At 72.7% G+C, this 20271-nt stretch carries 18 protein-coding genes; 8 read left to right on the top strand and 10 right to left on the bottom strand.

Going from position 1 to position 20271, the window contains the following annotated elements; all coding sequences use genetic code 11:
- Positions 1 to 117: 117 nt before the first annotated feature.
- From KO717_RS17660 to KO717_RS17650, 3 genes are all read left to right on the top strand, one after another.
- Positions 118 to 1077 (top strand): winged helix-turn-helix domain-containing protein, encoded by a 960-nt coding sequence (locus KO717_RS17660; protein ID WP_301368745.1) that lies wholly within the window; start codon positions 118 to 120, stop codon positions 1075 to 1077.
- Between the two features lie 168 nt (positions 1078 to 1245).
- On the top strand, positions 1246 to 1626 hold the full coding sequence (locus KO717_RS17655) for a hypothetical protein (RefSeq protein WP_301368743.1): 381 nt from the start codon (positions 1246 to 1248) through the stop codon (positions 1624 to 1626).
- 133 nt (positions 1627 to 1759) lie between these two features.
- Entirely contained in the window at positions 1760 to 2755 is a 996-nt protein-coding gene (locus KO717_RS17650) for a pirin family protein (RefSeq protein ID WP_202186076.1), read from the top strand.
- 66 nt (positions 2756 to 2821) lie between these two features.
- Here KO717_RS17650 and KO717_RS17645 read toward each other — a convergent pair whose 3' ends face one another.
- The 3 genes from KO717_RS17645 to KO717_RS17635 form a co-directional block, all read right to left on the bottom strand.
- Positions 2822 to 3250: a nuclear transport factor 2 family protein gene (locus KO717_RS17645; protein ID WP_301368741.1), complete on the bottom strand. Its 429-nt coding sequence runs from the start codon at positions 3248 to 3250 to the stop codon at positions 2822 to 2824.
- Between the two features lie 110 nt (positions 3251 to 3360).
- Complete coding sequence (locus KO717_RS17640) at positions 3361 to 4413, bottom strand: AI-2E family transporter (protein ID WP_301368740.1); 1053 nt, start codon at positions 4411 to 4413, stop codon at positions 3361 to 3363.
- 40 nt (positions 4414 to 4453) lie between these two features.
- On the bottom strand, positions 4454 to 6682 hold the full coding sequence (locus tag KO717_RS17635) for an ATP-binding SpoIIE family protein phosphatase (RefSeq protein ID WP_301368738.1): 2229 nt from the start codon (positions 6680 to 6682) through the stop codon (positions 4454 to 4456).
- 158 nt (positions 6683 to 6840) lie between these two features.
- On the opposite strand from KO717_RS17635, the gene aspS reads away from it, so the two are divergent.
- Positions 6841 to 8658 carry an aspartate--tRNA ligase gene (gene aspS, locus KO717_RS17630; RefSeq protein WP_301368736.1) on the top strand — a complete coding sequence of 606 codons (1818 nt, stop codon included), beginning with the start codon at positions 6841 to 6843 and terminating at the stop codon, positions 8656 to 8658.
- 68 nt (positions 8659 to 8726) lie between these two features.
- Here the strand turns inward: aspS and KO717_RS17625 are convergent, their stop codons facing one another.
- The gene (locus KO717_RS17625) at positions 8727 to 10481 is read right to left on the bottom strand and encodes a VWA domain-containing protein (protein ID WP_301368734.1); all 1755 of its coding nucleotides are present in this window, start codon (positions 10479 to 10481) and stop codon (positions 8727 to 8729) included.
- Between the two features lie 312 nt (positions 10482 to 10793).
- Here KO717_RS17625 and KO717_RS17620 point away from each other — a divergent pair, with 312 nt between their 5' ends.
- The gene (locus tag KO717_RS17620) at positions 10794 to 12881 is read left to right on the top strand and encodes a PhoX family protein (protein ID WP_301368732.1); all 2088 of its coding nucleotides are present in this window, start codon (positions 10794 to 10796) and stop codon (positions 12879 to 12881) included.
- 81 nt (positions 12882 to 12962) lie between these two features.
- Here KO717_RS17620 and KO717_RS17615 read toward each other — a convergent pair whose 3' ends face one another.
- The 4 genes from KO717_RS17615 to KO717_RS17600 form a co-directional block, all read right to left on the bottom strand.
- Positions 12963 to 14252 carry a sensor histidine kinase gene (locus KO717_RS17615; RefSeq protein WP_301368730.1) on the bottom strand — a complete coding sequence of 430 codons (1290 nt, stop codon included), beginning with the start codon at positions 14250 to 14252 and terminating at the stop codon, positions 12963 to 12965.
- Positions 14240 to 14944 (bottom strand): hypothetical protein, encoded by a 705-nt coding sequence (locus KO717_RS17610; protein ID WP_301368728.1) that lies wholly within the window; start codon positions 14942 to 14944, stop codon positions 14240 to 14242. The genes KO717_RS17615 and KO717_RS17610 overlap by 13 nt, the downstream gene beginning before the upstream one ends.
- 85 nt (positions 14945 to 15029) lie before the next feature.
- Positions 15030 to 17024 carry an FUSC family protein gene (locus tag KO717_RS17605; RefSeq protein ID WP_301368726.1) on the bottom strand — a complete coding sequence of 665 codons (1995 nt, stop codon included), beginning with the start codon at positions 17022 to 17024 and terminating at the stop codon, positions 15030 to 15032.
- Between the two features lie 82 nt (positions 17025 to 17106).
- Complete coding sequence (locus tag KO717_RS17600; protein ID WP_301368724.1) at positions 17107 to 17934, bottom strand: hypothetical protein; 828 nt, start codon at positions 17932 to 17934, stop codon at positions 17107 to 17109.
- 125 nt (positions 17935 to 18059) lie between these two features.
- Between KO717_RS17600 and KO717_RS17595 the strand changes: the two genes are divergently transcribed.
- The 3 genes from KO717_RS17595 to KO717_RS17585 all read left to right on the top strand — a co-directional run bounded on the left by KO717_RS17595 (position 18060) and on the right by KO717_RS17585 (position 19499).
- Positions 18060 to 18548 carry an RrF2 family transcriptional regulator gene (locus KO717_RS17595; RefSeq protein ID WP_301374578.1) on the top strand — a complete coding sequence of 163 codons (489 nt, stop codon included), beginning with the start codon at positions 18060 to 18062 and terminating at the stop codon, positions 18546 to 18548.
- Between the two features lie 78 nt (positions 18549 to 18626).
- Complete coding sequence (locus KO717_RS17590) at positions 18627 to 19025, top strand: RidA family protein (protein ID WP_301368723.1); 399 nt, start codon at positions 18627 to 18629, stop codon at positions 19023 to 19025.
- A gap of 66 nt (positions 19026 to 19091) precedes the next feature.
- Positions 19092 to 19499 carry a hypothetical protein gene (locus tag KO717_RS17585; RefSeq protein WP_301368721.1) on the top strand — a complete coding sequence of 136 codons (408 nt, stop codon included), beginning with the start codon at positions 19092 to 19094 and terminating at the stop codon, positions 19497 to 19499.
- 69 nt (positions 19500 to 19568) lie between these two features.
- On the opposite strand, the gene KO717_RS17580 is transcribed toward KO717_RS17585, so the two are convergent.
- Both KO717_RS17580 and KO717_RS17575 read right to left on the bottom strand, forming a co-directional pair.
- Positions 19569 to 19769: a hypothetical protein gene (locus KO717_RS17580; RefSeq protein WP_301368720.1), complete on the bottom strand. Its 201-nt coding sequence runs from the start codon at positions 19767 to 19769 to the stop codon at positions 19569 to 19571.
- Between the two features lie 59 nt (positions 19770 to 19828).
- On the bottom strand, positions 19829 to 20221 hold the full coding sequence (locus tag KO717_RS17575) for a hypothetical protein (RefSeq protein WP_301368718.1): 393 nt from the start codon (positions 20219 to 20221) through the stop codon (positions 19829 to 19831).
- Positions 20222 to 20271 lie beyond the last annotated feature (50 nt).

Genomic DNA, 20271 nt, shown 5'->3' with positions numbered 1-20271 from the left:
GACACGGCTGCGTAGAGGGCCAGAGGACCAGAGGGCCAGAGGGCCGGGCGGCCGGGCGGCCTGCTCCGGCCGTAGAGGTACCGGCTGACGCCTGACGGGGGGCGGATCGTGCTGCGCGTGCACTTCACGGCGGAGGACCTGCTCAACATCACCTTCGCGAGCGAGCCGCTGCCGCTGGTCGAGCTGGGCATGGCGATGGTGGCCTGGCAGCGCACCGACGAACAGGCGGTTTTCGGCCGCTGGCGCAACCGTGTCGGCCGGGAGCTGCCCGGCCGCGCCCGCCCGCTGGTCGACCTCCTGCGCCCCGACGGCGACAACCCCCAGTTCGTCGAGCCGTACGCGCGCACCCTGGAGGAGGGGCTGGCCGTCGTACGGGAGGCCGGCCCGCGCCTGACCCCCGGCGAGCTGCGCCGCGTAGCCGACCGGGCCCCCGGTTCCGCGTCCTGGCTGCGCGCCCTGTGGGCCCAGGACCGCGAGGCCTGGGACCAGCTCGGCGGCGCGCTCCGGTCCGCGTACGAGGTGGTCGTCGCCCCGCACTGGCCGCGGATCCGGCAGTCCTTCCAGGCGGACGTGGCCTGGCGCAGCCGGCTGCTGGCCGCCCACGGCATCAAGGCGTGCCTGGCCGGCACGCATCCGCTGGCCTCCTGGGCGGGCACGGTGCTGGAGGTGGACGGGCCGCCGCACTACGAGGTCCGCCTCGGCGGGCGCGGCCTGCTGCTGATGCCCTCGCCGTTCTGGACGGGCCGGCCGCTGCTCGCCGAGGGCCCGGACGGCCCCGACGGCAGGTGCCTGCTGCTCTACCCGGCGCTGACGCCCCTGCCCCTGGTCGGCCCGGGTCCGGCACAGGGGGCGCTGGACGCCCTGCTGGGCCGGACCCGGGCGGCCGTGCTCCAGTCGCTGATCGAGCAGCGCACGACCAGCGAGCTGGCCCGGGACCTCGACATCAGCCTGCCGTCGGCCTCCGAACACACCCGGACCCTGCGCGCGGCCGGCCTGATCACCACGCAGCGCGACGGCAAGGCCGTCCTGCACTCGGTGACGGGCCTGGGCGTGGACCTGCTCCACAGCGGCGGCTGAGGCCCGCGGGGCCGGGGCGGTCCCTCGCCGGCAGCGTCTGTCGGCCGCCGACGCGCCCGGTCCTTTCGGTCAGGAACGAAACCATCGCGGCGCATCCGCGCGACGCCGGAACATCGGTGCCGCGGGGGAGACCACGGGGGCCCCGCACCTTCGGGCGAGGAGACAGTGATGAGGGATACGACGGTCCGCACGAAGCTCGCCGCTCTGGCGGCGGCGGGGGTCATGGCGTTGGGTACGGGGGTCCTGGCGGCGTCGCCCGCGCACGCCGCGGGAACGTGGCACGGCTGCCCGTCCGGCGCCGTCTGCATCTACCCGCGGGACGCCGGCTGGAACAACGACCGGCCGTCCAACGTGTACTGGGAGGGCGTCTACCGGCTCTACGGCCAGGAGGGGACGCACTTCGTCGTCAACAACCAGACCGGCGGCTGGGTCGACCGCCTCTGCTACGACTCCTACGGGAGCAACTGCGACTCGTACGTCCAGCCGCCCGGTACCACCTGGCAGGAGAATCTCTCCCCGATGAACTCGATCAAGCTCAGCAGGTACTAGCCGGACAGGCTCGGCAGGTACAGGTAGGACCCGAAGGCCCCGGGGGAATTTCCTCCGGGGCCTTCTCCGTTCTGTGGGGTGTGGCAGAAAGTTCGAGTTTCAACTAAACTCGAAGCAGAAGGAGGTCCTGACCATGCCCGCAGTGACTGTTGAGAACCCGTTGACCCTTCCGCGCGTGGCCGAGCCGCAGGCCGCCGTCCCGCGCAAGGTGCTGGCCGTCGTCTCCGCTCCCGGTGGGTTCGAGGGTGAGGGATTCCCGGTGCGCCGCGCGTTCGCCGGGATCAACTACCAGTACCTCGACCCGTTCATCATGATGGACCAGATGGGTGAGGTGGAGTACGCGCCCGGTGAGCCCAAGGGCACGCCCTGGCACCCGCACCGCGGCTTCGAGACCGTCACGTACCTGATCGACGGAACCTTCGTCCACCAGGACAGCAACGGCGGCGGCGGCGTCATCAACGGCGGCGACACCCAGTGGATGACCGCCGGCTCGGGCCTCCTGCACATCGAGGCCCCGCCGGAGTCCCTCGTCGTGTCCGGCGGGCTGTTCCACGGCCTCCAGCTGTGGGTGAACCTCCCGGCCTCCGACAAGATGATGCCCCCGCGCTACCAGGACATCGGCGGCGGCCAGGTCCAGCTGCTGACCACCCCGGACGGCGGCTCCCTGCTCCGCGTCATCGCCGGTGAGCTCGACGGCCACCAGGGCCCGGGCATCACCCACACCCCGATCACGATGATCCACGCGACCGTCTCGCCGGGCGCGCAGATCACCCTGCCGTGGCGCGAGGACTTCAACGCGCTGGCGTACGTCATGGCCGGGCGCGGGTCCGTCGGCGAGGACCGCCGGCCCGTACAGACGGGGCAGACGGCCGTCTTCGGCGAGGGCGGCTCGCTCACGGTGCGGGCGGACGCGTCCCAGGACTCCAACGCTCCGGACCTGGAGGTCGTGCTCCTCGGCGGACGTCCGATCCGGGAGCCGATGGCGCACTACGGGCCGTTCGTGATGAACAGCAAGCACGAGCTGCAGCAGGCCTTCGACGACTTCCAGGCGGGCCGGCTGGGCCGCATCCCCACCACTGCACGCACCGGCCTCGGCCACCGCGGCACGGGTGAGGCCGACCAGGACTGACCCGGAGCTCCGCCGGGCCGTCTCGTGCGGATGTCGCCCATCCGCACCGGACCGCCCGGCACGGCACTAGCGGTAGAAGGTCCGGCCGGCGGAACCGGAGGAGACGGACCACACCTCGCTGATCAAACCGTTGGTGATCCGCAGGGTGTCGGTCCCGCTCCTGGCGATGGTTCGGGCGTCTTCGCCCGTGAAGGAGGCGAGATAGGGGCGGGCGACCAGGCCGGCCGGCGCGCCGTCGACACGTGCGAGGTCCACGACCGGCGCGCCCTCGGCCACGAAGCGAAGCCCACGGTGCTCCCGATGCCAGGCAGCGATGATGCCGGCGAGCTGCTGCGGAGTGCGGACCTCGTCGAAGGCTTCGGTACCTGCCTGGGCATAACGCAGGACGAACTCCGGCGCCATGATCTTCGCGGCAAGGTCCAGATCACCGTTCCACATCGCCGTCCACCGGTCGTAGGCGTCGATGCCGAACTGCCGTATGTCGTTGTCGCTCATAAGGGCCACCCTCGATCGTTTCGGGTTCGCGAGGTTCGTGACGGTAACAAGAGGGTCTGACAACGGTGTTCGCCCGCAGGGCCCGGCCGGCGGGGCTTGTGGAACAACCTTCAGGACCCGGGCGCCGCATCCTCGGCGTACCGGGCCCGCAGTTCCGAGATCACCCCGAAGACGGCGGCGGTCAGCGGCACCGCCAGCAGCATCCCCAGGATCCCGGCGACGCTCGCGCCCGCGGTGATGGCCAGCATCACCACGGCCGGGTGCATCTGCACGGTGCGGCTCTGCACCACGGGCTGCAGTACGTAGCCCTCGATCATCTGGACCAGCAGCACCAGGCCCAGCGCCCACAGGCCGATGATCCAGCCCCGGTCGGCGAAGGCCACGAGCACGGCCACGGCGCCCGACAGGATGGCCCCGAGGTAGGGGATGTAGGCCGTCACGAAGACCAGGGCGGCCAGCCCCAGCGCACCCGGCACGTCGAGGATCAGCAGACCCGCGCCGATCAGCACGGCGTCCACCAGGGCCACGAACGTGGTCCCGCGCATGAACCCCTCGACGGCCTCGAAGGCGCGCCGCCCCATCGCCTCCATCAGGTCGCCCGAGCGGCTCGGGACCAGGGAGCGCAGGGTTCCCACGGCCCGGTCGGAGTCGCGCAGGAAGAAGAAGATCAGCACCAGCGCCAGCAGCACCATCGCGAGCATCGAGCCCACCACGCTGAGCCCCGTGACCACGCCCGAGGCGGCCGTGCCGCCGAACTTCGCGAGCAGGTCCCTGGAGTTCGCGGCGATGTCCTCCAGCGAGGTGCCCACCGCCCCGAAGTGCTCGGCGACCGTCTCGCCGGCCCGCCGCAGCGCGTCGACGATCTGGCCGCCGGTCCCGATGAGCGCGAGGACCACGATGTACGTGGCCCCGCCGACGACGGTGACCACGGCGAGGCAGGTCAGGGCCGCGGCCAGCGAGCGGTTCATCTTCATGCGGACCAGGCGCCGGTGCATCGGCCCGAGCAGGGCCGTACCGAGCACGGCCAGCAGGACGGGCGTCACCACCGACTCGAAGACGGTGCACAGCCATACGCCGACGGCGAGGACCGCGGTGACGAGCAGGACGACGCCGCACCAGGCGGCGAGCCGCCGTACGGGCGCGGGCAGGAGGGGTTCGGACACCGCTGCATCCAATCACGCCCCGCCGCGCGGCCCTTCCGGGTCAGAACTCGGGGTCGGCGTCCGTCTTCGACTGCTCGTGCAGCTCGAACCAGATCGACTTGCCCTCGCCCCGCGGGTCCACGCCCCACGCGTCGGCCAGCATCTCCATCAGCAGCACCCCGCGGCCGCTGGAGGACAGCTCCCCCGGCTGCCGCTTGTGCGGGAGCTCGTCGCTGCCGTCCGCGACCTCGACGCGCAGCCGGCGCGCGCCCAGCTCGCCGACCGCCTCCGCGACCAGCAGGGCGTCGCCGTCGGTGTGCGTCAGTACGTTCGTCACCATCTCGGAGACCATCAGCACCGCCGAGTCCACCTGGTCGGGGTCGGCCCAGTCGTGCAGCAGCTCGCGGATCTGCTGCCGCACGCCCGCGATCCGTTCGGGCTCCGCCTGGGCCACGGTCAGCACGGTGCGGCGCACGGGCCGGGCCGGGTGCGGCAGCGCGGTGCCCGCGCCGCGCTCCGCGCTCTCGCGGCACAGCAGCACGACGGCTATGTCGTCCTCGCGGCGGTCGGCGAGCGGGCCGGTGGTGTGGTGCGAGGACGGCCCGTGCACGGCCTGGACCAGCAGGTCGGCCAGTCTTTCCAGGTGCGGGGGCGCGACGGGTCCGGCCGCGGCGCCGGCCGCGCCCGGGACCTGCTCGTCGTGGGCGCTCTCGTGGGCGTCGGACTCCAGGACGGCCCGCAGCCGCGCCCAGCCGGTGTCGAGGTCGTGCCCGCCGGTCTCGATGAGCCCGTCGGTGCAGAGCATCATCGTCTCGCCGGGCTCCAGGGTGAACCGGGTGGTGGGGTAGTCGGTGTCGGGGACGATCCCGAGGGGCAGCCCGCCGGCGGTGGGGCGCATCAGGACGGTGCCGTCGGCCATCCGGATCGCGGGATCGGGGTGGCCCGCGCGGGCCACCTCCAGCATGCCGGTCTTCGGATCGCACTCCACGTACAGGCAGGTCGCGAACCGCGGGCTCTGGAAGTCGGAGTCCTGGCCGCCGTCGTCCCCGTACGGGCCGGACTCCGGCGAGGAGCACAGCCCGGCCAGGAAGCGGGAGGCGCGCGAGAGCACCGCGTCCGGCCGGTGGCCCTCGGAGGCGTACGCCCGTACGGCGATCCGCAGCTGGCCCATCAGGCCGGCCGCCCGCACGTCGTGGCCCTGCACATCGCCGATGACCAGCGCGAACCTGCCCGACGGCAGCGGGATCATGTCGTACCAGTCGCCGCCGACCTGGAGCCCGCCGCCCGTCGGGACGTAGCGGGCCGCGATCCGCATGCCGGGGATCTCCGGGCCGAGCTGCGGCATCATCGACCGCTGCAGGCCGGTGGTGAGTTCCCGCTCGGATTCGGCCACCACGGCCCGCTGGAGCGCCTGGGCCAGCATCCGGGCCACGGTCGTCAGGACGGACCGCTCGTCGGGGGAGAAGGACGCCGGGTGCTTGAAGGCGGCCATCCAGGCGCCCATGGTCCGCCCGGCGACGATGAGCGGCAGGAAGGCCCAGGAGAACCGGTCGAAGCGCTGGGCGAGCGGCCAGGCGGCCGGGAAGCGCCGTTTGTAGTCCTCGGGGGTGGGCAGGTAGATCGCCCGGCCGGTACGGACGACCTCCGCGGCCGGGTAGTCCGTCTCCAGCGGCATGTCGGAGAACGGGCCCTCGTCCCCCGGATCGTGCCCGTGGTGCCCGATGATCGACAGCCGGTCCCCGGCCACGCCGAAGACGGCCAGCCCGTCCGGGCTGAAACCGGGCATGGACAGCGAGGCGGCGACCCGCAGCACCTCGGCCGTCGACCGCGCCTCAGCCAGCGCGCGCCCCGCGTCCAGCAGGAAGGCCTCGCGGGAGCGCCGCCAGTCGCCCGTGATGGGGGTGTGGGCGGCGGTGGTGCCGGGCTGCGGCTCGGCGATCTCCTGGATGGTGCCGATCAGCTCGTAGTCCGTCGTCCCTTCGGGCGTCCGGTTCTCCATCGGTTTGGAGCGGCTGCGCACGGTGCGCAGCACCCGGCCGTCGACGTCCATGATCCGGAGCCGGGCCTCGGCGAGGGTGCCCTCGGCGACGGCCAGGTTCACGATCCCGTTGATCTCGTTCCAGTCCACCGGGTGGAAACGGGACCGTACGGCGACCTCCGGCAGCACCACCGGTTCGGCGGGCAGCCCGAGGAGCCGGGCGGCCTCACCGTCGAGGGTGACCGTCCCGGAGGCGTTGTCCCATCGCCACAGGCCGGTCGCGATGGCGGCCAGAACGTCCTCGGTGCGCACTCGGCCATCTTTACAGGTCATATCCGTTACGTGCCTGTTCGCCCGCGCCACCGGACGCATTTGCGCAGGCTGGAGGGAGTGCCCGACCCGTCACCTTCCCGGACGGTAACCTTGGGACGGTTGAATCCACCCTGGTATCGCGTAGAACTGGATGACTGATGCATCGGTACAGGTCCCACACCTGCGGCGAGCTCCGCGCTTCTGACGTCGCCGCCGACGTCCGGCTGAGCGGCTGGCTGCACAACCGTCGAGACCTGGGCGGCATCCTCTTCATCGATCTGCGCGACCACTACGGCATCACGCAGCTCGTCGCCCGGCCCGGCACCGCGGCGAACGAGGCGCTGAGCAGCGTCACCAAGGAGACGGTCGTCCGCATCGACGGCAAGGTCGTCTCCCGCGGCGCCGACAACGTCAACCCGGAGCTGCCGACCGGCGAGATCGAGATCGAGGTCTCCTCGGTCGAGGTGCTCGGCGCGGCCGCCCCGCTGCCGTTCACGATCAACACCGACGACGGGGTGAACGAGGAGCGGCGCCTGGAGTACCGCTTCCTCGACCTGCGCCGCGAGCGCATGCACCGCAACATCATGCTGCGCTCGGCCGTCATCGCGTCGATCCGCTCGAAGATGGTGGCCCTCGGCTTCAACGAGATGGCGACGCCGATCCTCACCGCGACCTCCCCCGAGGGCGCCCGTGACTTCGTCGTGCCGTCCCGCCTGAACCCGGGCAAGTTCTACGCCCTGCCGCAGGCGCCGCAGCAGTTCAAGCAGCTGCTGATGATCTCCGGCTTCGACCGCTACTTCCAGATCGCGCCTTGCTTCCGCGACGAGGACGCCCGCGCCGACCGTTCGCCGGGCGAGTTCTACCAGCTCGACGTGGAGATGTCCTTTGTCGAGCAGGAGGACGTCTTCCAGCCGATCGAGCGCCTGATGACCGAGCTCTTCACCGAGTTCGGCAAGGGCCGCGAGGTCACCTCGCCGTTCCCGCGGATCCCGTTCCGCGAGTCGATGCTGAAGTACGGCAACGACAAGCCCGACCTGCGCGCCAAGCTGGAGCTCGTCGACATCACCGACGTGTTCGAGGCCTCGGAGTTCAAGGCGTTCGCCGGCAAGCACGTGCGTGCCCTGGCCGTCCCGGACACCGCCGCGCAGCCGCGCAAGTTCTTCGACGGTCTCGGCGAGTACGCGATCTCGCTGGGCGCCAAGGGCCTGGCCTGGGTGCGCGTGGGCGAGGACGGCGGGCTGACCGGCCCGATCGCCAAGTTCCTCACCGAGGAGAACGTCAAGGTCCTCACCGAGCGCCTGGGCCTGGTCCCCGGCCACGCCGTGTTCTTCGGCGCGGGTGACTTCGACGAGGTCTCCAAGATCATGTCCGGCGTGCGCGTCGAGGCGGCCAAGCGTGCCGGCCACTTCGAGGAGAACGTCTTCCGGTTCTGCTGGATCGTCGACTTCCCGATGTACGAGAAGGACGAGGAGACCGGCAAGATCGACTTCTCCCACAACCCCTTCTCCATGCCGCAGGGCGGGATGAAGGACCTGGAGGAGAAGGACCCGCTGGACATCCTGGCCTGGCAGTACGACATCGTCTGCAACGGCATCGAGCTGTCCTCCGGCGCCATCCGCAACCACGAGCCCGAGGTCATGCTGAAGGCCTTCGAGATCGCCGGTTACGAGGCCGAGACCGTCGAGCGCGAGTTCGCGGGCATGCTCCGCGCGTTCCGCCTGGGCGCCCCGCCGCACGGTGGCATCGCCCCGGGCGTGGACCGCATCGTGATGCTGCTGGCCGACGAGCCGAACATCCGCGAGACCATCGCCTTCCCGCTGAACGGCAACGCGCAGGACCTGATGATGGGCGCGCCGACGGTGCTGGAGGAGGCCCGTCTGCGCGAGCTGAACATCGCGCTGCGCAAGCCGGTCGAGACGAAGGCGCCGGACGCGAAGCCGATCGCGGAGGCCGTCCACCCGGACGCCGCGCGCTGATCGCTGCCGCTGTGATGTGACGAAGGGCCCGGGATCCACTGGATCCCGGGCCCTTCGGCGTGTTCCGGCTAGAACCGCTCCAGGATGCCCTTGACGAGGGCGGCGGAGGTCAGCTCGGTGGGGGTGGGGCCGGCGTGGAAGAAGCCGGCGTTCTCGGCGTCCAGCTTGCGCAGGAAGTCGAAGGCCTTGGCGTCGTGGTCGCCGAAGGCCACGAACTGCCAGTGGATGCCCGGAGCCGCGGTGGCGGCGTCGGCCAGTGCCTGGCGGGCGGGCTGGCGGTTGTCGGGGGCGCCGTCGGTCTGGAAGACGACCAGGGCCGGGCCCTCGCCGCCGTCCTTCTGGTAGCGCTCCACGACGGCTTCGACGGCCACGTGGTAGCTGGTGCGGCCCATCCGGCCGAGCTCGGCGTGGCGGGCCTCGACCCAGGCGGCGTCGTAGCCGTCGAGGGTCAGGTCCGCGGTGCCGTCCACCTCCGTGGAGAAGAACACGGTGTGCACGGTCGCAGCGTCGTCCAGGTGCGAGGCGAGGGCGAGGGCGTGGTCGGCGAGGTACTGGGCGCTGCCGTCCTTGTAGAACCCGCGCATCGACCCGGACCGGTCCAGCACGAGGTAGACCTTGGCCCGCGCCCCGGCCTTCCCCTTGCCGCGCAGCACCTGCCCGGCGGCCTTGTACGCCCCGGCGACCTCAGGGGCCCGCCGCTTGACGACGGCCAACGCCTGCGCGGGAGCCTCCGCCTCGGGCTCCGCCTCCGGCGCCTCGGCCTCGGGCTGCTCCGCTTCGGCGGCGACGGCCTCGGCCTGCACCTCCGGCGCGGCGGCCGGCTCCGCCTCGGCGGTGACCGGGGCGGCCTCGTCCTGCGCCTGCGGCGCTTCGGCCTCGGCGGCTGCCGGGGTCTCGGCCTGGGGCTCGTCCTGCGCCTGCGGCGCGGTGGCCTCGGCGGCAGCCGGCTCCGCCTCGGGCTCGGTGGCTTCGACCTCGGCCTCGGCCTGCTCCGCCTCGGCGGCGACGGGATCGGCCTCAGGCTCGGCCTGCGCCTGCGGCGCGGTGGCCTCGGCCTCGGGCTGCTCCGCAGCGGCGGGGACCGGCTCCGCCACGGAAGCGTCCTGTACCTCCGGCGCGGAGGCCGGGGTCTCGGCCTCGGCCTGCTCCGCAGCGGGGGCGGCGTCCGCCTCCGGCGCGGCAGCCGGCTCCGCCTCGGCGGTGACCGGGGCGGCCTCGTCCTGCGCCTGCGGCGCTTCGGCCTCGGCGGCTGCCGGGGTCTCGGCCTGGGGCCCGTCCTGCGCCTCGGGCGCGGTGGCCTCGGCGGCAGCCGGCTCCGGCTCGGAGGGGGTGTCTGCCTCCGGCGCGGTGGTCTCGGCGGCTGCCGGGGTCTCGGCTTCGGCCTGCTCCGCCTCGGCGGCGACGGGCTCGGCCTCGGGCTCGTCCTGCGCCTGCGCCTGCGGCGCGGTGGCTTCGGCAGCTGCCGGCTCCGCCTGCGGCGCGGTGGTCTCGGCGGTAGCCGGGGTCTCCGCAGCGGCGGCAGCCGGCTCGGCAGGTTCCTGCGCCGGCGGGGCGGGGGTTTCTCCGCCGGGCTTCGCCGCAGGCGCACGGCGGGCTTCCGGGACCGTCGGGTCCGCCACCGGGGCGGGGGCCGTGAGGACGGTGCCCGGTTCACGGTCGCGCGGCGTCGACTGCGGCGGAACCGTGGGGTTGTCGAAGGACGCCGCCACCAGTTCGGCGGCGACGTCCAGAGGGGTCCGTTCCGCCTGGTTGGGGACAGCGGCCGAAGGGGTGTCCGTAGTCTCCGGAACGGATTCCGCGGACCGTCCGAATACCTTGCGCAACAAGCTCCGAATACCCATGGGCCAGGCCTTTCGCATGTGTGCGTGCGTCATTTGTCCGTGCTGCGCGGATGATCCCTGCCCAGAGTGGACACGTAAGGTTATCGGCCGCCCGGCTGGATCTTCGGCAGGGGCGCCTTTCGTGGCGCCCGGCTCCCACACACCCGCACACGCTCCGTGAACTGCCGCTCCGACGTGCCGGGTTCACCGACCGTTCATCCCCGCGCCGCCGCTTCGGCGCAACCCGGGCCTACCGTCTCGGCTGGATCGTACCGACGCGTTGTCGGCGCCCACGCAGCTACTCGGAGGACACTCGTGCGCAAGCTTCTGCCGTTCATCGGCAACCCGCATGGGAGCGGCCGGTCCGCTCTCACCTGTCGTTACCGCTGTGGCGACGCCTGCTTCCACGAGGTGCCGAACACAAGCGACAACGAGTACGTCGGCGATGTCATAGCCCGCGCCTACTCCCGTCGCGCGATGCTGCGCTCCGCCGCCGTCGTGACGGTCGCCACCGCGGCCGGTTCCGCCGTGGCGCTCAGCGGCTCCGGCCAGACCGCCAGCGCCACCCCCTCCGCCGATGCCGCCGCGGCCGGCGCGGGCAAGGGCGGCGAGGCCGCCCGGGGCTTGCGCTTCAAGGCCGTCGCGCCGAACACCGACGACAAGGTCACCATCCCCGAGGGCCACGAGCAGAACGTGGTGATCCGCTGGGGTGACCCGATCGTCAAGGGTGCCCCGGGCTTCAACCCCGACAAGCAGACGGCCGCCGCGCAGGCCGGTCAGTTCGGCTACAACAACGACTTCCTGAGCCTCCTCCCGCTCGGCGGCGACTACGAGCGCCAGCAGCTGCTCGTGGCCAACCACGAGTACACGGACGAGAACCTCATGTTCAAGGCGTACGACCCGGCCAACCCGACCCGCGAGCAGGTCGAGATCGCCTGGGCTGCGCACGGCCTGTCCGTGGTCGCCGTCCAGGAGGACCACCGCAGCGGCAAGCTGACCGCGATCAGCCGCCACCAGCTCAACCGCCGGCTCTCCGCCACCAGCGAGTTCAGGCTGACGGGTCCGGCCGCGGGCAGCAGCCTGCTGAAGACCTCCGTCGACGCCACCGGCACCAAGGTGCTCGGCACGCTCAACAACTGCGCCGGCGGCACCACCCCGTGGGGCACCACCCTCCACGGCGAGGAGAACTTCAACCAGTACTTCGGCAACGCCGGCCAGGTCACCGAGCCCACCCAGGCCGCCCGCCTGAAGCGCTACGGCGTGACCGCCGGTGCCACCGAGCGCAAGTGGGAGCGGTTCGACAAGCGCTTCGACGTGGCGCAGGAGCCCAACGAGTCGCACCGCTTCGGCTGGGTCGTCGAGCTGGACCCGTACGACCCGAACTCGGTGCCGCGCAAGCGCACCGCGCTCGGCCGCTTCAAGCACGAGGCCGCGCAGCCCCGCCTGACCGAGGACGGCCGTCCGGTCGTCTACATGGGTGACGACGAGCGCTTCGACTACTTCTACAAGTTCGTCTCGTCGAAGCAGATGAAGAAGGGCAATTCGCGCGCCGCGAAGGAGCACAACCTCACGCTGCTCGACGAGGGCACCCTCTACGTCGCCAAGCTCACCGGTGACTCCCCGGCCGCCGAGCTCGACGGCACCGGCAAGCTCCCCTCCGACGGTCAGTTCGACGGCTCCGGCGTGTGGATCAAGCTGGCCACCGGCAATGTCTCGCACGTCGAGGGCATGACCGCCGAGGAGGTGTACGTCTTCACGCGCCAGGCCGCCGACAAGGTGGGCGCCACGAAGATGGACCGCCCCGAGGACGTCGAGCCTTCGCCGCGCACCGGTCGCGTCTACATCGCGCTGACCAACAACACCGACCGTGGCAAGCCGGGCAAGGAAGGCCCCACCGAGGCCAACCCGCGCAACCTGAACAAGCACGGCCAGATCCTGGAGCTCGCCGAGAACTTCGACGACCCGGCGGGCGACGGTTTCGCCTGGCGGCTCTTCCTGGTCGCCGGTGACCCGAACGACCCGGCGACCTACTTCGCGGGCTTCCCCAAGGACAAGGTCAGCCCGATCTCGTGCCCGGACAACGTGGCCTTCGACCCGCACGGCAACCTGTGGATCTCCACGGACGGCAACCAGCTCGGCTCCCACGACGGCCTGTTCGGCGTCGCGACGGCCGGTGAGCGCCGCGGTGAGCTGAAGCAGTTCCTGACCGTTCCGCGCGGTGCCGAGACCTGCGGCCCGCTCATCCAGGACAAGCGCGTCCTGGTTTCCGTCCAGCACCCGGGCGAGATCGACGGCGCGTCCGTCGAGAAGCCGCAGTCGGTGTGGCCCGACGGCCCCGGCAAGATCGTCCGCCCGGCGGTCGTGTCCGTCTGGCGCAAGGACGGCCGCAACATCGGCGTCTGACCGCGCCAGTTGACCCGAGGGGCGTGTTTCACGTGAAACACGCCCCTCGGGGGCTCAAGCTGCCGAATCCGCTCAAGCCGGTCAATTCCCCTGCGGCACCCTGCCGACGGGGAGCCGGAGCGTCGTCACCGCGCCCCCGTCGGGCGCGTTGGCGAAGCCCACCACGATCTCCAGCACGGCCGCCTGCCCCATCACGATGGTGAGTCCCAGGCCGTGACCGCGCCCGCGGCCCGGGTCTCCGGTACGGAACCGCTGCGGGCCCTGCTCGATCAGCTCGGGCGGGTAGCCCGGCCCGTGGTCGCGGACCACCACCAGCGGCCCCTCCACAGTCACCTCGACCGGTGGCCTGCCGTGTTTGCCTGCGTTGACCAGCAGGTTGGCCAGGATCCGGTCCAGCCGCCGCCGGTCGGTGACCACCACCATGTCCTGGACCACCCGTACCGAAGCGGCCGGTCCCGCCTCCGGCGCGGTCCCGCCCCCGCCGGCGACCGCGGCGACAGCCCGCTCCACCGCCCGGCCGAGCTCCACCCGGGCGAGGTCGGCCCGTTCGACGCCCGAGTCCAGCCGGGAGATCTCCAGCAGGTCCTCGGTCAGCAGGTGCAGGGCCTTGAGCCGGTTGTTGATCATTTCCTTGGGGCGGCCCTCGGGCAGCAGCGCCGCCGCGGCCAGCGAACCGGTGAGCGGGGTGCGCAGTTCGTGCGCGACATCCGCCGTGAAGCGCTTCTCCGCCTCCAGCCGGCCCTGGAGCGAGCTCGCCATCGAGTCCAGTGCGTGCGCCACGTCCTGGACCTCGTCGCGGGAGCGGCCCGGCCCCGGATCGTCCCCCTCGGCCCGGAGGTTCACCCGGGCGTCCAGGTCCCCGGCGCTGATCCGGCGGGCCACGGCGGCCGTGGCGGAGAGCCGCCGGCTGATCCGGTCGGCGAGGAAGAGGCCGGCCAGCGCCACCAGCCCGGCCGCGAGGATCGCGGAGGCGAGGATCGCGGTGTCGATGTCCCGCAGCCGTTCGCGGGTGCTCCCGAAGGGCAGCCAGACGGCGAGGGCCTTGCCGTCGGCGGGTCCGGCCGCCCACATGACGGGTTTGCCCGCCTCTTCGCCGACGATGCTGCCGGTCTGGCCGCTCGCGACGAGCTCGCGCAGCCGCCGGGGAAGGCCGGGAGGGTCGAACACGGCGTTCACGTCTCCGTGCGCGGTGCCGTACTCGTAGTGGCCCAGTGCGTGTTCCAGCTCGGCGGCGGCGGCCTTGCGGACCTCCCCGACCATCTGCCGGGCGACCACGTTGTGCACCAGGATGCCCAGCGCGGCGGCGACCATGCAGCACACCATGGTGGTGGTCAGCGCGATCTTCCAGCGCAGGCTGCTCAGCGCGCGCATCGCGCCGCGTCCCCGCCGGACGGGTTCTGTGTGAGCCCCGGGCAGTCGTCGAGGGTGAGCTGGGACAGGTTCATGATCCCGGCCTTCGGGTCCCAGACGTAGTCGGAGACGGCGACGTAGTGGGGGTTCGTCGTGGGCTCGCGGACCGCCAGGTGCTCGGCGGCCACCTCCACGCCCTCCAGCACCGCGCGCCGGGACAGGATCCGGGCGATGTTCCCGTCGTCCTGGACGGTGTAGACGCGCAGCTCGCTGACCCGGCCGTCGACGTCCAGGGCGGTGATGAGCTCCTCCCGGCCGTTGCCCGTCAGGTCGTGCAGGACCGCGGGGCGCACCGGGCAGCCGGGGCCGCCGTCCACAGCCTGTGTGCAGAGCGCGAGCCGCCGGACGGCGCGCGGGTCGACGAGCCGGCCGGTCCCGCCGTCCTGCTCGGCGGCGGAGGTGATGTCGGCGCGTACGACGGACAGGGCGTCCACCCCGCGCATGTCCAGGCCGGCCACCTTGGGCAGTCCGGGGACGACGGCGGCCGTGCCCGGTTTCTGGTCCGGGGCGGGCGGGTCGGGGCGGATGTCCTTCCACAGGCTCTTCGGGGCGTGCACCGTGCCGAGGTCGCCGTCGCTCTGCAGTCCCTCGACATCGGCGCACCCCGCCAGGAGTACGGCGAGGACCATCACGGCAGGGACGACGCGGCGCATGCTCCGATGCTGCCCCGTCCGCCCCCGCCCGGCCCGGGAGGCGACCCATTCGGGGGACGCCGGTCCCGGGCGGGGCGACGGCGGGTCAGGACTCCGGCCGGGCGATGGCCAGGGCCGCCGCGATCTCCTGGTGGACCGGGGCCAGCACGCTCGCCGCGTCGCCCGGCGGCCCCGCGTCGACCCGTACCGGGACGGTGCTGCTGCGGACCCGGACGGCCAGCTCGCGCAGCTGCCGTGCGATCGACTCGACGTCGTCGGCGGGGGGCGGGGCCGCGCCATGGTTGACGCGGACCCGCGCGGCGGTGGTCGCGTCCACGATCCGCTCGACGGCGACCACCAGCGGCCACCAGGCGGCGGCCCGCGCCCCGGTCGGCGGCGGCTCGGTCAGCGCCCGCTGGAACTCGCTGCGTACGCCCGACAGGTCCCGGTAGATGCGCCGCCGGGCCTGGAGGCGGGCGGTCCGCGCCGCCGCGAGCGCGGCCTCGCCGGCGACCGGGGCGAAGGCCCGTTCCACGTAGCGGGCGGCGTCGTCCACGGTGTCGGCGAGCCGGTCCCCGATCCGCGTGTGCCAGCTCTCGGGCCACAGCAGGTACCCGAAGACCAGGGTGATCGCGCAGCCGATCAGGCTGTCCACCAGCCGGGGGCGGATCAGGTCGAAGCCCTGGTGGTTGAGCAGGTCCGAGAGGAGCAGGATCACCGGGGTGATCGCGGCGGTCTGGAAGGCGTACCCCTTGACGGAGAAGGCGGGGATCAGCCCGGCCAGCACCACCATCACCGGGACGTCCCACCAGCCGCGCGGCACCTCGGAGAGCACGGCGGCCGCGACGACCAGTCCGCCGGCGGTGCCGAGGGCGCGCAGTACGGCCCGGGAGAACACCGAACCGAAGTCGGGCTTGAGGACGAAGGTGACGGTCAGCGCGACCCAGTAGGACCGCTCGAACTCGATCACCGACACCAGGGACTGCGCGATCCCGATGCACAGCGCGAGCCGCAGCCCGTACCGCCAGGAGGCCCGGGACAGCACCATGTCGCGCACCGCCCGCCGGGCGCGCACCCGCAGGGCGGCGGGCCGCCCGAGCCGGTCGTCCACGTTGTCCAGGTCCGGCCGGGCGATGTACACGGTCTTCGCGGCATGGCGCAGGGCCGCGTCGACGGCCCGTTCGGCCGGGGTGTGCGCCGCGGGCAGCCCCAGTACGGGCGTTCCGGTGCGGCCCTCCTCGACGGCGTCGGCCAGGTCCCGTACGGCCGCCGGGATCTCGGGGGGCAGCGGCCGCCCGCGCAGGTGTGCGGCGGGCGCGGCCTCCACCAGCGGGATCACCACGTTGAGCTGGGCCAGCAGCCGCACCAGCGAGGGGCTGCGCCCGTGCACCCGGGCCCGGCGGCCGAGCACGAGGTCGTAGGCGTGGTTGATGGCGTGGGTGACCTGCTGCCGGCGTTCGTCGTAGAGGGCTCCGGGTCCGCCGGCGGCCTCCAGGGCGTCGGCCAGGGCCCGGTAGGTGTCGGCCACGGCGGTGCGTTCGGGCTGCCGGCGGCGCAGCGGCCAGCCCAGCAGACTCAGCGCGAGGACGAACAGGCCTCCCGCGCTCAGCAGCAGCGGGGCCGTCCACCAGGGCTCGGGCAGCGGCAGGCCGGCGCCGATCACGGCGTTGAGCAGAAGGAGCAGTCCGGACACGGAAGCCACCGTGCCGATGGAGGAGATCATTCCGGAGACGAGGGCGATGAGGGTGAGCACGCCGACGGCCAGCCAGCCGTGCCCGTAGACCAGGGTGCCCAGCGCCACGCCGACGGCGCCGAAGAGCTGGGGGACGGCGATGTTCAGGACGCGCATCCGGTAGGCGTCGGCGGTGTCGCCGATGACTCCGGCGAGGGCGCCCATGGAGGCGAGCGCGCCGTATTCGGGCTCGTCGAGGGCGAAGCCGACGGCGAGCGGGACGGACATCGCGACCGAGGCCCGGGCCACGGCGGCCCACGGGATCGGTGCGGCACTGGGCTTGAGCCCGTTGAGCAGCCAGGAAGGCGGAGCCAGCGGATGGTGCCGGGCTCGCCGCGACGCTATGTGTTCGGTGCGTTCGGTGCTCATTCCCGCTTCCGTGCCCGCCGCTCGCGAATCGGTTCTTCTGTGATCTTCTGCGTGGTTCTGCGTGTGTTGGTACCTTCCGAGCTTATGGGGTGTGGCGTAGTCGGCCCATCACCCATGCGGCAAGTGCGGCGGCGAGCCCGATCACCAGCACCACCCAGGCGGTGGTGCGCAGGTACGCGGTGAGGGCGTCGTACACCGCCCCGGCGGCGGGCCGGTCGATGTCGGCGGGCAGATCGTCCAGGGTGAGCCGGCGGCACACGTCCACCGCGAGCCACAGCAGCCCGGCCCCGACCGCCAGCCCCACCCCGGTGGCGATCACGGCGCGCCGCCGGTGGACGGCGACGGCGATGGCCGCCGCGGCCAGGACCAGGGTCAGTACGGGGAGCCAGATGCCGGCGATCTGGAGCATGTGGAATCCCTTCCGGAGAGCGCCGAGGTTGTCGTACTCCATGACCTTGACGGTCAGGTGGGTCACCGGGATGCGGTCGGCGAAGGGCACGTCGTCTGCGACGAGGTCGCCCCTGACCTGGGCGATGACGGGTGCGAGGTCGATGGTGAGGGCGTCGCCGTGGCCGGTGGTGAGTGCGTCGAGGAACGCGGCGTGGGCGGCGCGGTTGGCCGCGTCCCAGGCGGTCCGGTAGGCGGAGGTGCCGGCGAAGGAGTGCAGGGCCTCGCCCAGGAGGGTGTCCACGCCGATCTGGAAGGGGCCCGCGTCGATCTGGCCGGCGAGGGCGCGGGTGACCTGGGTGACGACGACCTCCTGCACCTTCGCGTTCTCGGCGAGGGGGGACATGGCGGCGGTGTACCGGTCGGCGTTGCCCAGTTCGCGGTCGGCCCAGTACGCGACGGCGCTCGCGGGCACCAGAAGGGCCACGAGCACGATGAGTACCGTCGACAGGATGGTGCGCACGTCACCAGGGAAAGCGGACGCGGGGCCGGGCGCGAGCGGTGTTGCTGCGGGTGGGTGGTGGACCGTCGCGCGGCGTGGCACCCTTGCGCCAGTAATCCTGGACATTTAATATCCAGAATATGAAGATGAGCGAGGGCGTCGAGTGGGCGCTGCACAGCTGCGTCAACCTGGCCTGGGCCGGTCCGGACCGGGCCGTGTCGGCGGCGCGGCTGGCCGCGTGGCACGATCTGCCCGCGGCCTACCTCAACAAGCAGCTCCAGGCGCTGGCCCGGGCGGGCATCGTCACGTCCACCCCCGGCCCCCGGGGCGGCTTCCGGCTGGCGCGCCCCCTCGACGCCATCTCGCTCATGGACGTGGTCGCCGCCGTCGAGGGCCCCGAGGAGGCCTTCCGGTGCGCGGAGATCCGCCGGCAGGGGCCCGGGGCCGGCGGACCGGCGGACTCCGTCCCGGAGGGGTACGCCGCCGACTGCGCCATCGCGCACGCCATGACCCGGGCCGAACTGGCCTGGCGCAGGGCGCTGGCGGCCCAGAACCTCGACGAGATCCGGCAGCAGGCCGAACGGCAGGCTCCCCGGGCCCCCGACCGGCTCCGCGCCTGGCTCGCCGCGCGGTAGCCGCGCCACGGAGCACCGCACCGCACCGCACGTACGGACACGGACACGGACACGGACACGGAACAAGGGAGCTCGGCAGTGACGCGCAGCATCATCAACCCGGCAGGACTCCACACCCCGACCGGCTACGGCTACAGCCACATCGTCTCCGCACCCGGCGAGCAGGTGTTCATAGCCGGCCAGTACGGCTCCGACGAGCACGGCCACGTCGTCTCCGAGGACTTCGCCGACCAGGTCGAGCGGGCCTTCGCCAACCTCCGTACCGCCCTCGCGGCCGTCGGCCTCGGTCCCTCCGACGTGGTCCGCATCGGCACGTACATCGTCGGCCACGACCAGCGGAAGCTGGAGATCCTGCTGAAGCAGCTGCACGCCACCTGGGGGACGGAACTGCCCGCCCAGACGCTGATCGGCGTCGCCGCGCTGGCCCTGCCCGACATGCTCTTCGAGATCGACGCGGTGGCCGTGCGCACGCCCTGACCGCTGATCCACTTGCCGCCCGGGGGCGGCGGGTGTGCCCTGGATGATGGGAGAGAGGAGCCCGTCATGGCACATGCGGCACCCAGCGCCTTCGGGCGGCAGAAGCGGCAGGCGGCGAGCAGGACCCATCTGCACAAGAGCGCGTTCGTGGGGCCTGTGCTCCTCGGACTCGTCTACGGAGTCTGGGCCGCCTTCATCGAGCGCCAGGCGGGTCCGGTGACCACGGCCAACGTCTTCTACGGGATCCTGTGCGGCGTGATCTTCGCGGGGATCATGTTCGGCCTGGCCAGGGTCGGCCCCCGGATGATGCGCGAGGTCCACGCCGCCGCCTACGGGGCCTTCGGCGGCATCGCGGCGGGCTATCTGCACAGCCTCACCGACCAGTCGATCCTCAAGTCCGTGGTGGTGGGCCTCGCCGTCGCCGCGGGCGTCGGTGCGGCGGCGTTCTACCGCTACTACACGCACGAGGACTGAGCCGGTCGCACGGCCGGGACGGACAGGAGCGCCGGTGCCCCCGGCGCTCCTGGCGCGTCCGCGCGGTCCCTACGCGGCCGAATCCGCGGGGGCGGTCCGCTGCGGTTCGCTCTCGGCCTCGACGGCCGTAGCCGTGGCTGTGGCCGTAGCTGTGGCCGCGGCCGTGGTCTTCGGTGACGCGGCCGGCTCGGTCTGCCGGACCGGCGGGGAGATCCGGGTGACCTCGGCGCGGAGCATGGCGTTCAGTGCGGCGTACGGGTCGATGGGCATGGCGGAACCTCACGGTGCTCAAAGGGGGGTGTGGGGGCTGCTTCCGGACCTCGGTCCGCTCAGCAGCGCAGCACCACACTCCGCACCGTCCGCCGGGACAGGGCCGGTTCGGCCGCGTCCGCGGCAGGCCCGCACGCCGGGGCGGCCGGGTGTTCCACGTGAAACACCGCGAGCGGCGCCCGCCGTACGCGGGGCAGTCCGCGCGTGACCGTCCGTACGGCCGCCCGTGCCTCGGGATCGGGGGCCGGAGCCGGGTCGGACTGGCCCTCGCCGGGCTCGGGGGACTCGGCGGGGGCGCCGGGCGCGGCGGGCACGGTGGAGGCGTTGGAGGCGGGGCGGAACTCGGCGGCTTCCGCGCCGGCCGGACCGGCGCCGAAGACGCACAGCAGCACGACACAGGCCACGGTCAGAGCCCTGGCCAGTGCCGAACGCGTGTGGTGCCTCCCGCTCATGCGAGGGGTGTGCCCCGCCACGCCGGACGACTCCCGGGCGGACCCCGAGA

The sequence above is a fragment of the Streptomyces xanthophaeus genome (assembly GCF_030440515.1).
GTDB classification, from domain to species: domain Bacteria; phylum Actinomycetota; class Actinomycetes; order Streptomycetales; family Streptomycetaceae; genus Streptomyces; species Streptomyces kutzneri.
This window is presented reverse-complemented; position numbering and strand designations above follow the sequence as displayed.

Bases quoted from the DNA above. Each gene is read 5' to 3' on its own strand.
- KO717_RS17655 (WP_301368743.1), top strand. From the start codon at position 1,246: ATGAGGGATACGACGGTCCGCACGAAGCTCGCCGCTCTGGCGGCGGCG.
- KO717_RS17650 (WP_202186076.1), top strand. From the start codon at position 1,760: ATGCCCGCAGTGACTGTTGAGAACCCGTTGACCCTTCCGCGCGTGGCC.
- KO717_RS17645 (WP_301368741.1), bottom strand. From the start codon at position 3,250: ATGAGCGACAACGACATACGGCAGTTCGGCATCGACGCCTACGACCGG.
- aspS (WP_301368736.1), top strand. From the start codon at position 6,841: ATGCATCGGTACAGGTCCCACACCTGCGGCGAGCTCCGCGCTTCTGAC.
- KO717_RS17615 (WP_301368730.1), bottom strand. From the start codon at position 14,252: ATGCGCGCGCTGAGCAGCCTGCGCTGGAAGATCGCGCTGACCACCACC.
- KO717_RS17610 (WP_301368728.1), bottom strand. From the start codon at position 14,944: ATGCGCCGCGTCGTCCCTGCCGTGATGGTCCTCGCCGTACTCCTGGCG.
- KO717_RS17605 (WP_301368726.1), bottom strand. From the start codon at position 17,024: ATGAGCACCGAACGCACCGAACACATAGCGTCGCGGCGAGCCCGGCAC.
- KO717_RS17595 (WP_301374578.1), top strand. From the start codon at position 18,060: ATGAGCGAGGGCGTCGAGTGGGCGCTGCACAGCTGCGTCAACCTGGCC.
- KO717_RS17585 (WP_301368721.1), top strand. From the start codon at position 19,092: ATGGCACATGCGGCACCCAGCGCCTTCGGGCGGCAGAAGCGGCAGGCG.
- KO717_RS17580 (WP_301368720.1), bottom strand. From the start codon at position 19,769: ATGCCCATCGACCCGTACGCCGCACTGAACGCCATGCTCCGCGCCGAG.
- KO717_RS17575 (WP_301368718.1), bottom strand. From the start codon at position 20,221: ATGAGCGGGAGGCACCACACGCGTTCGGCACTGGCCAGGGCTCTGACC.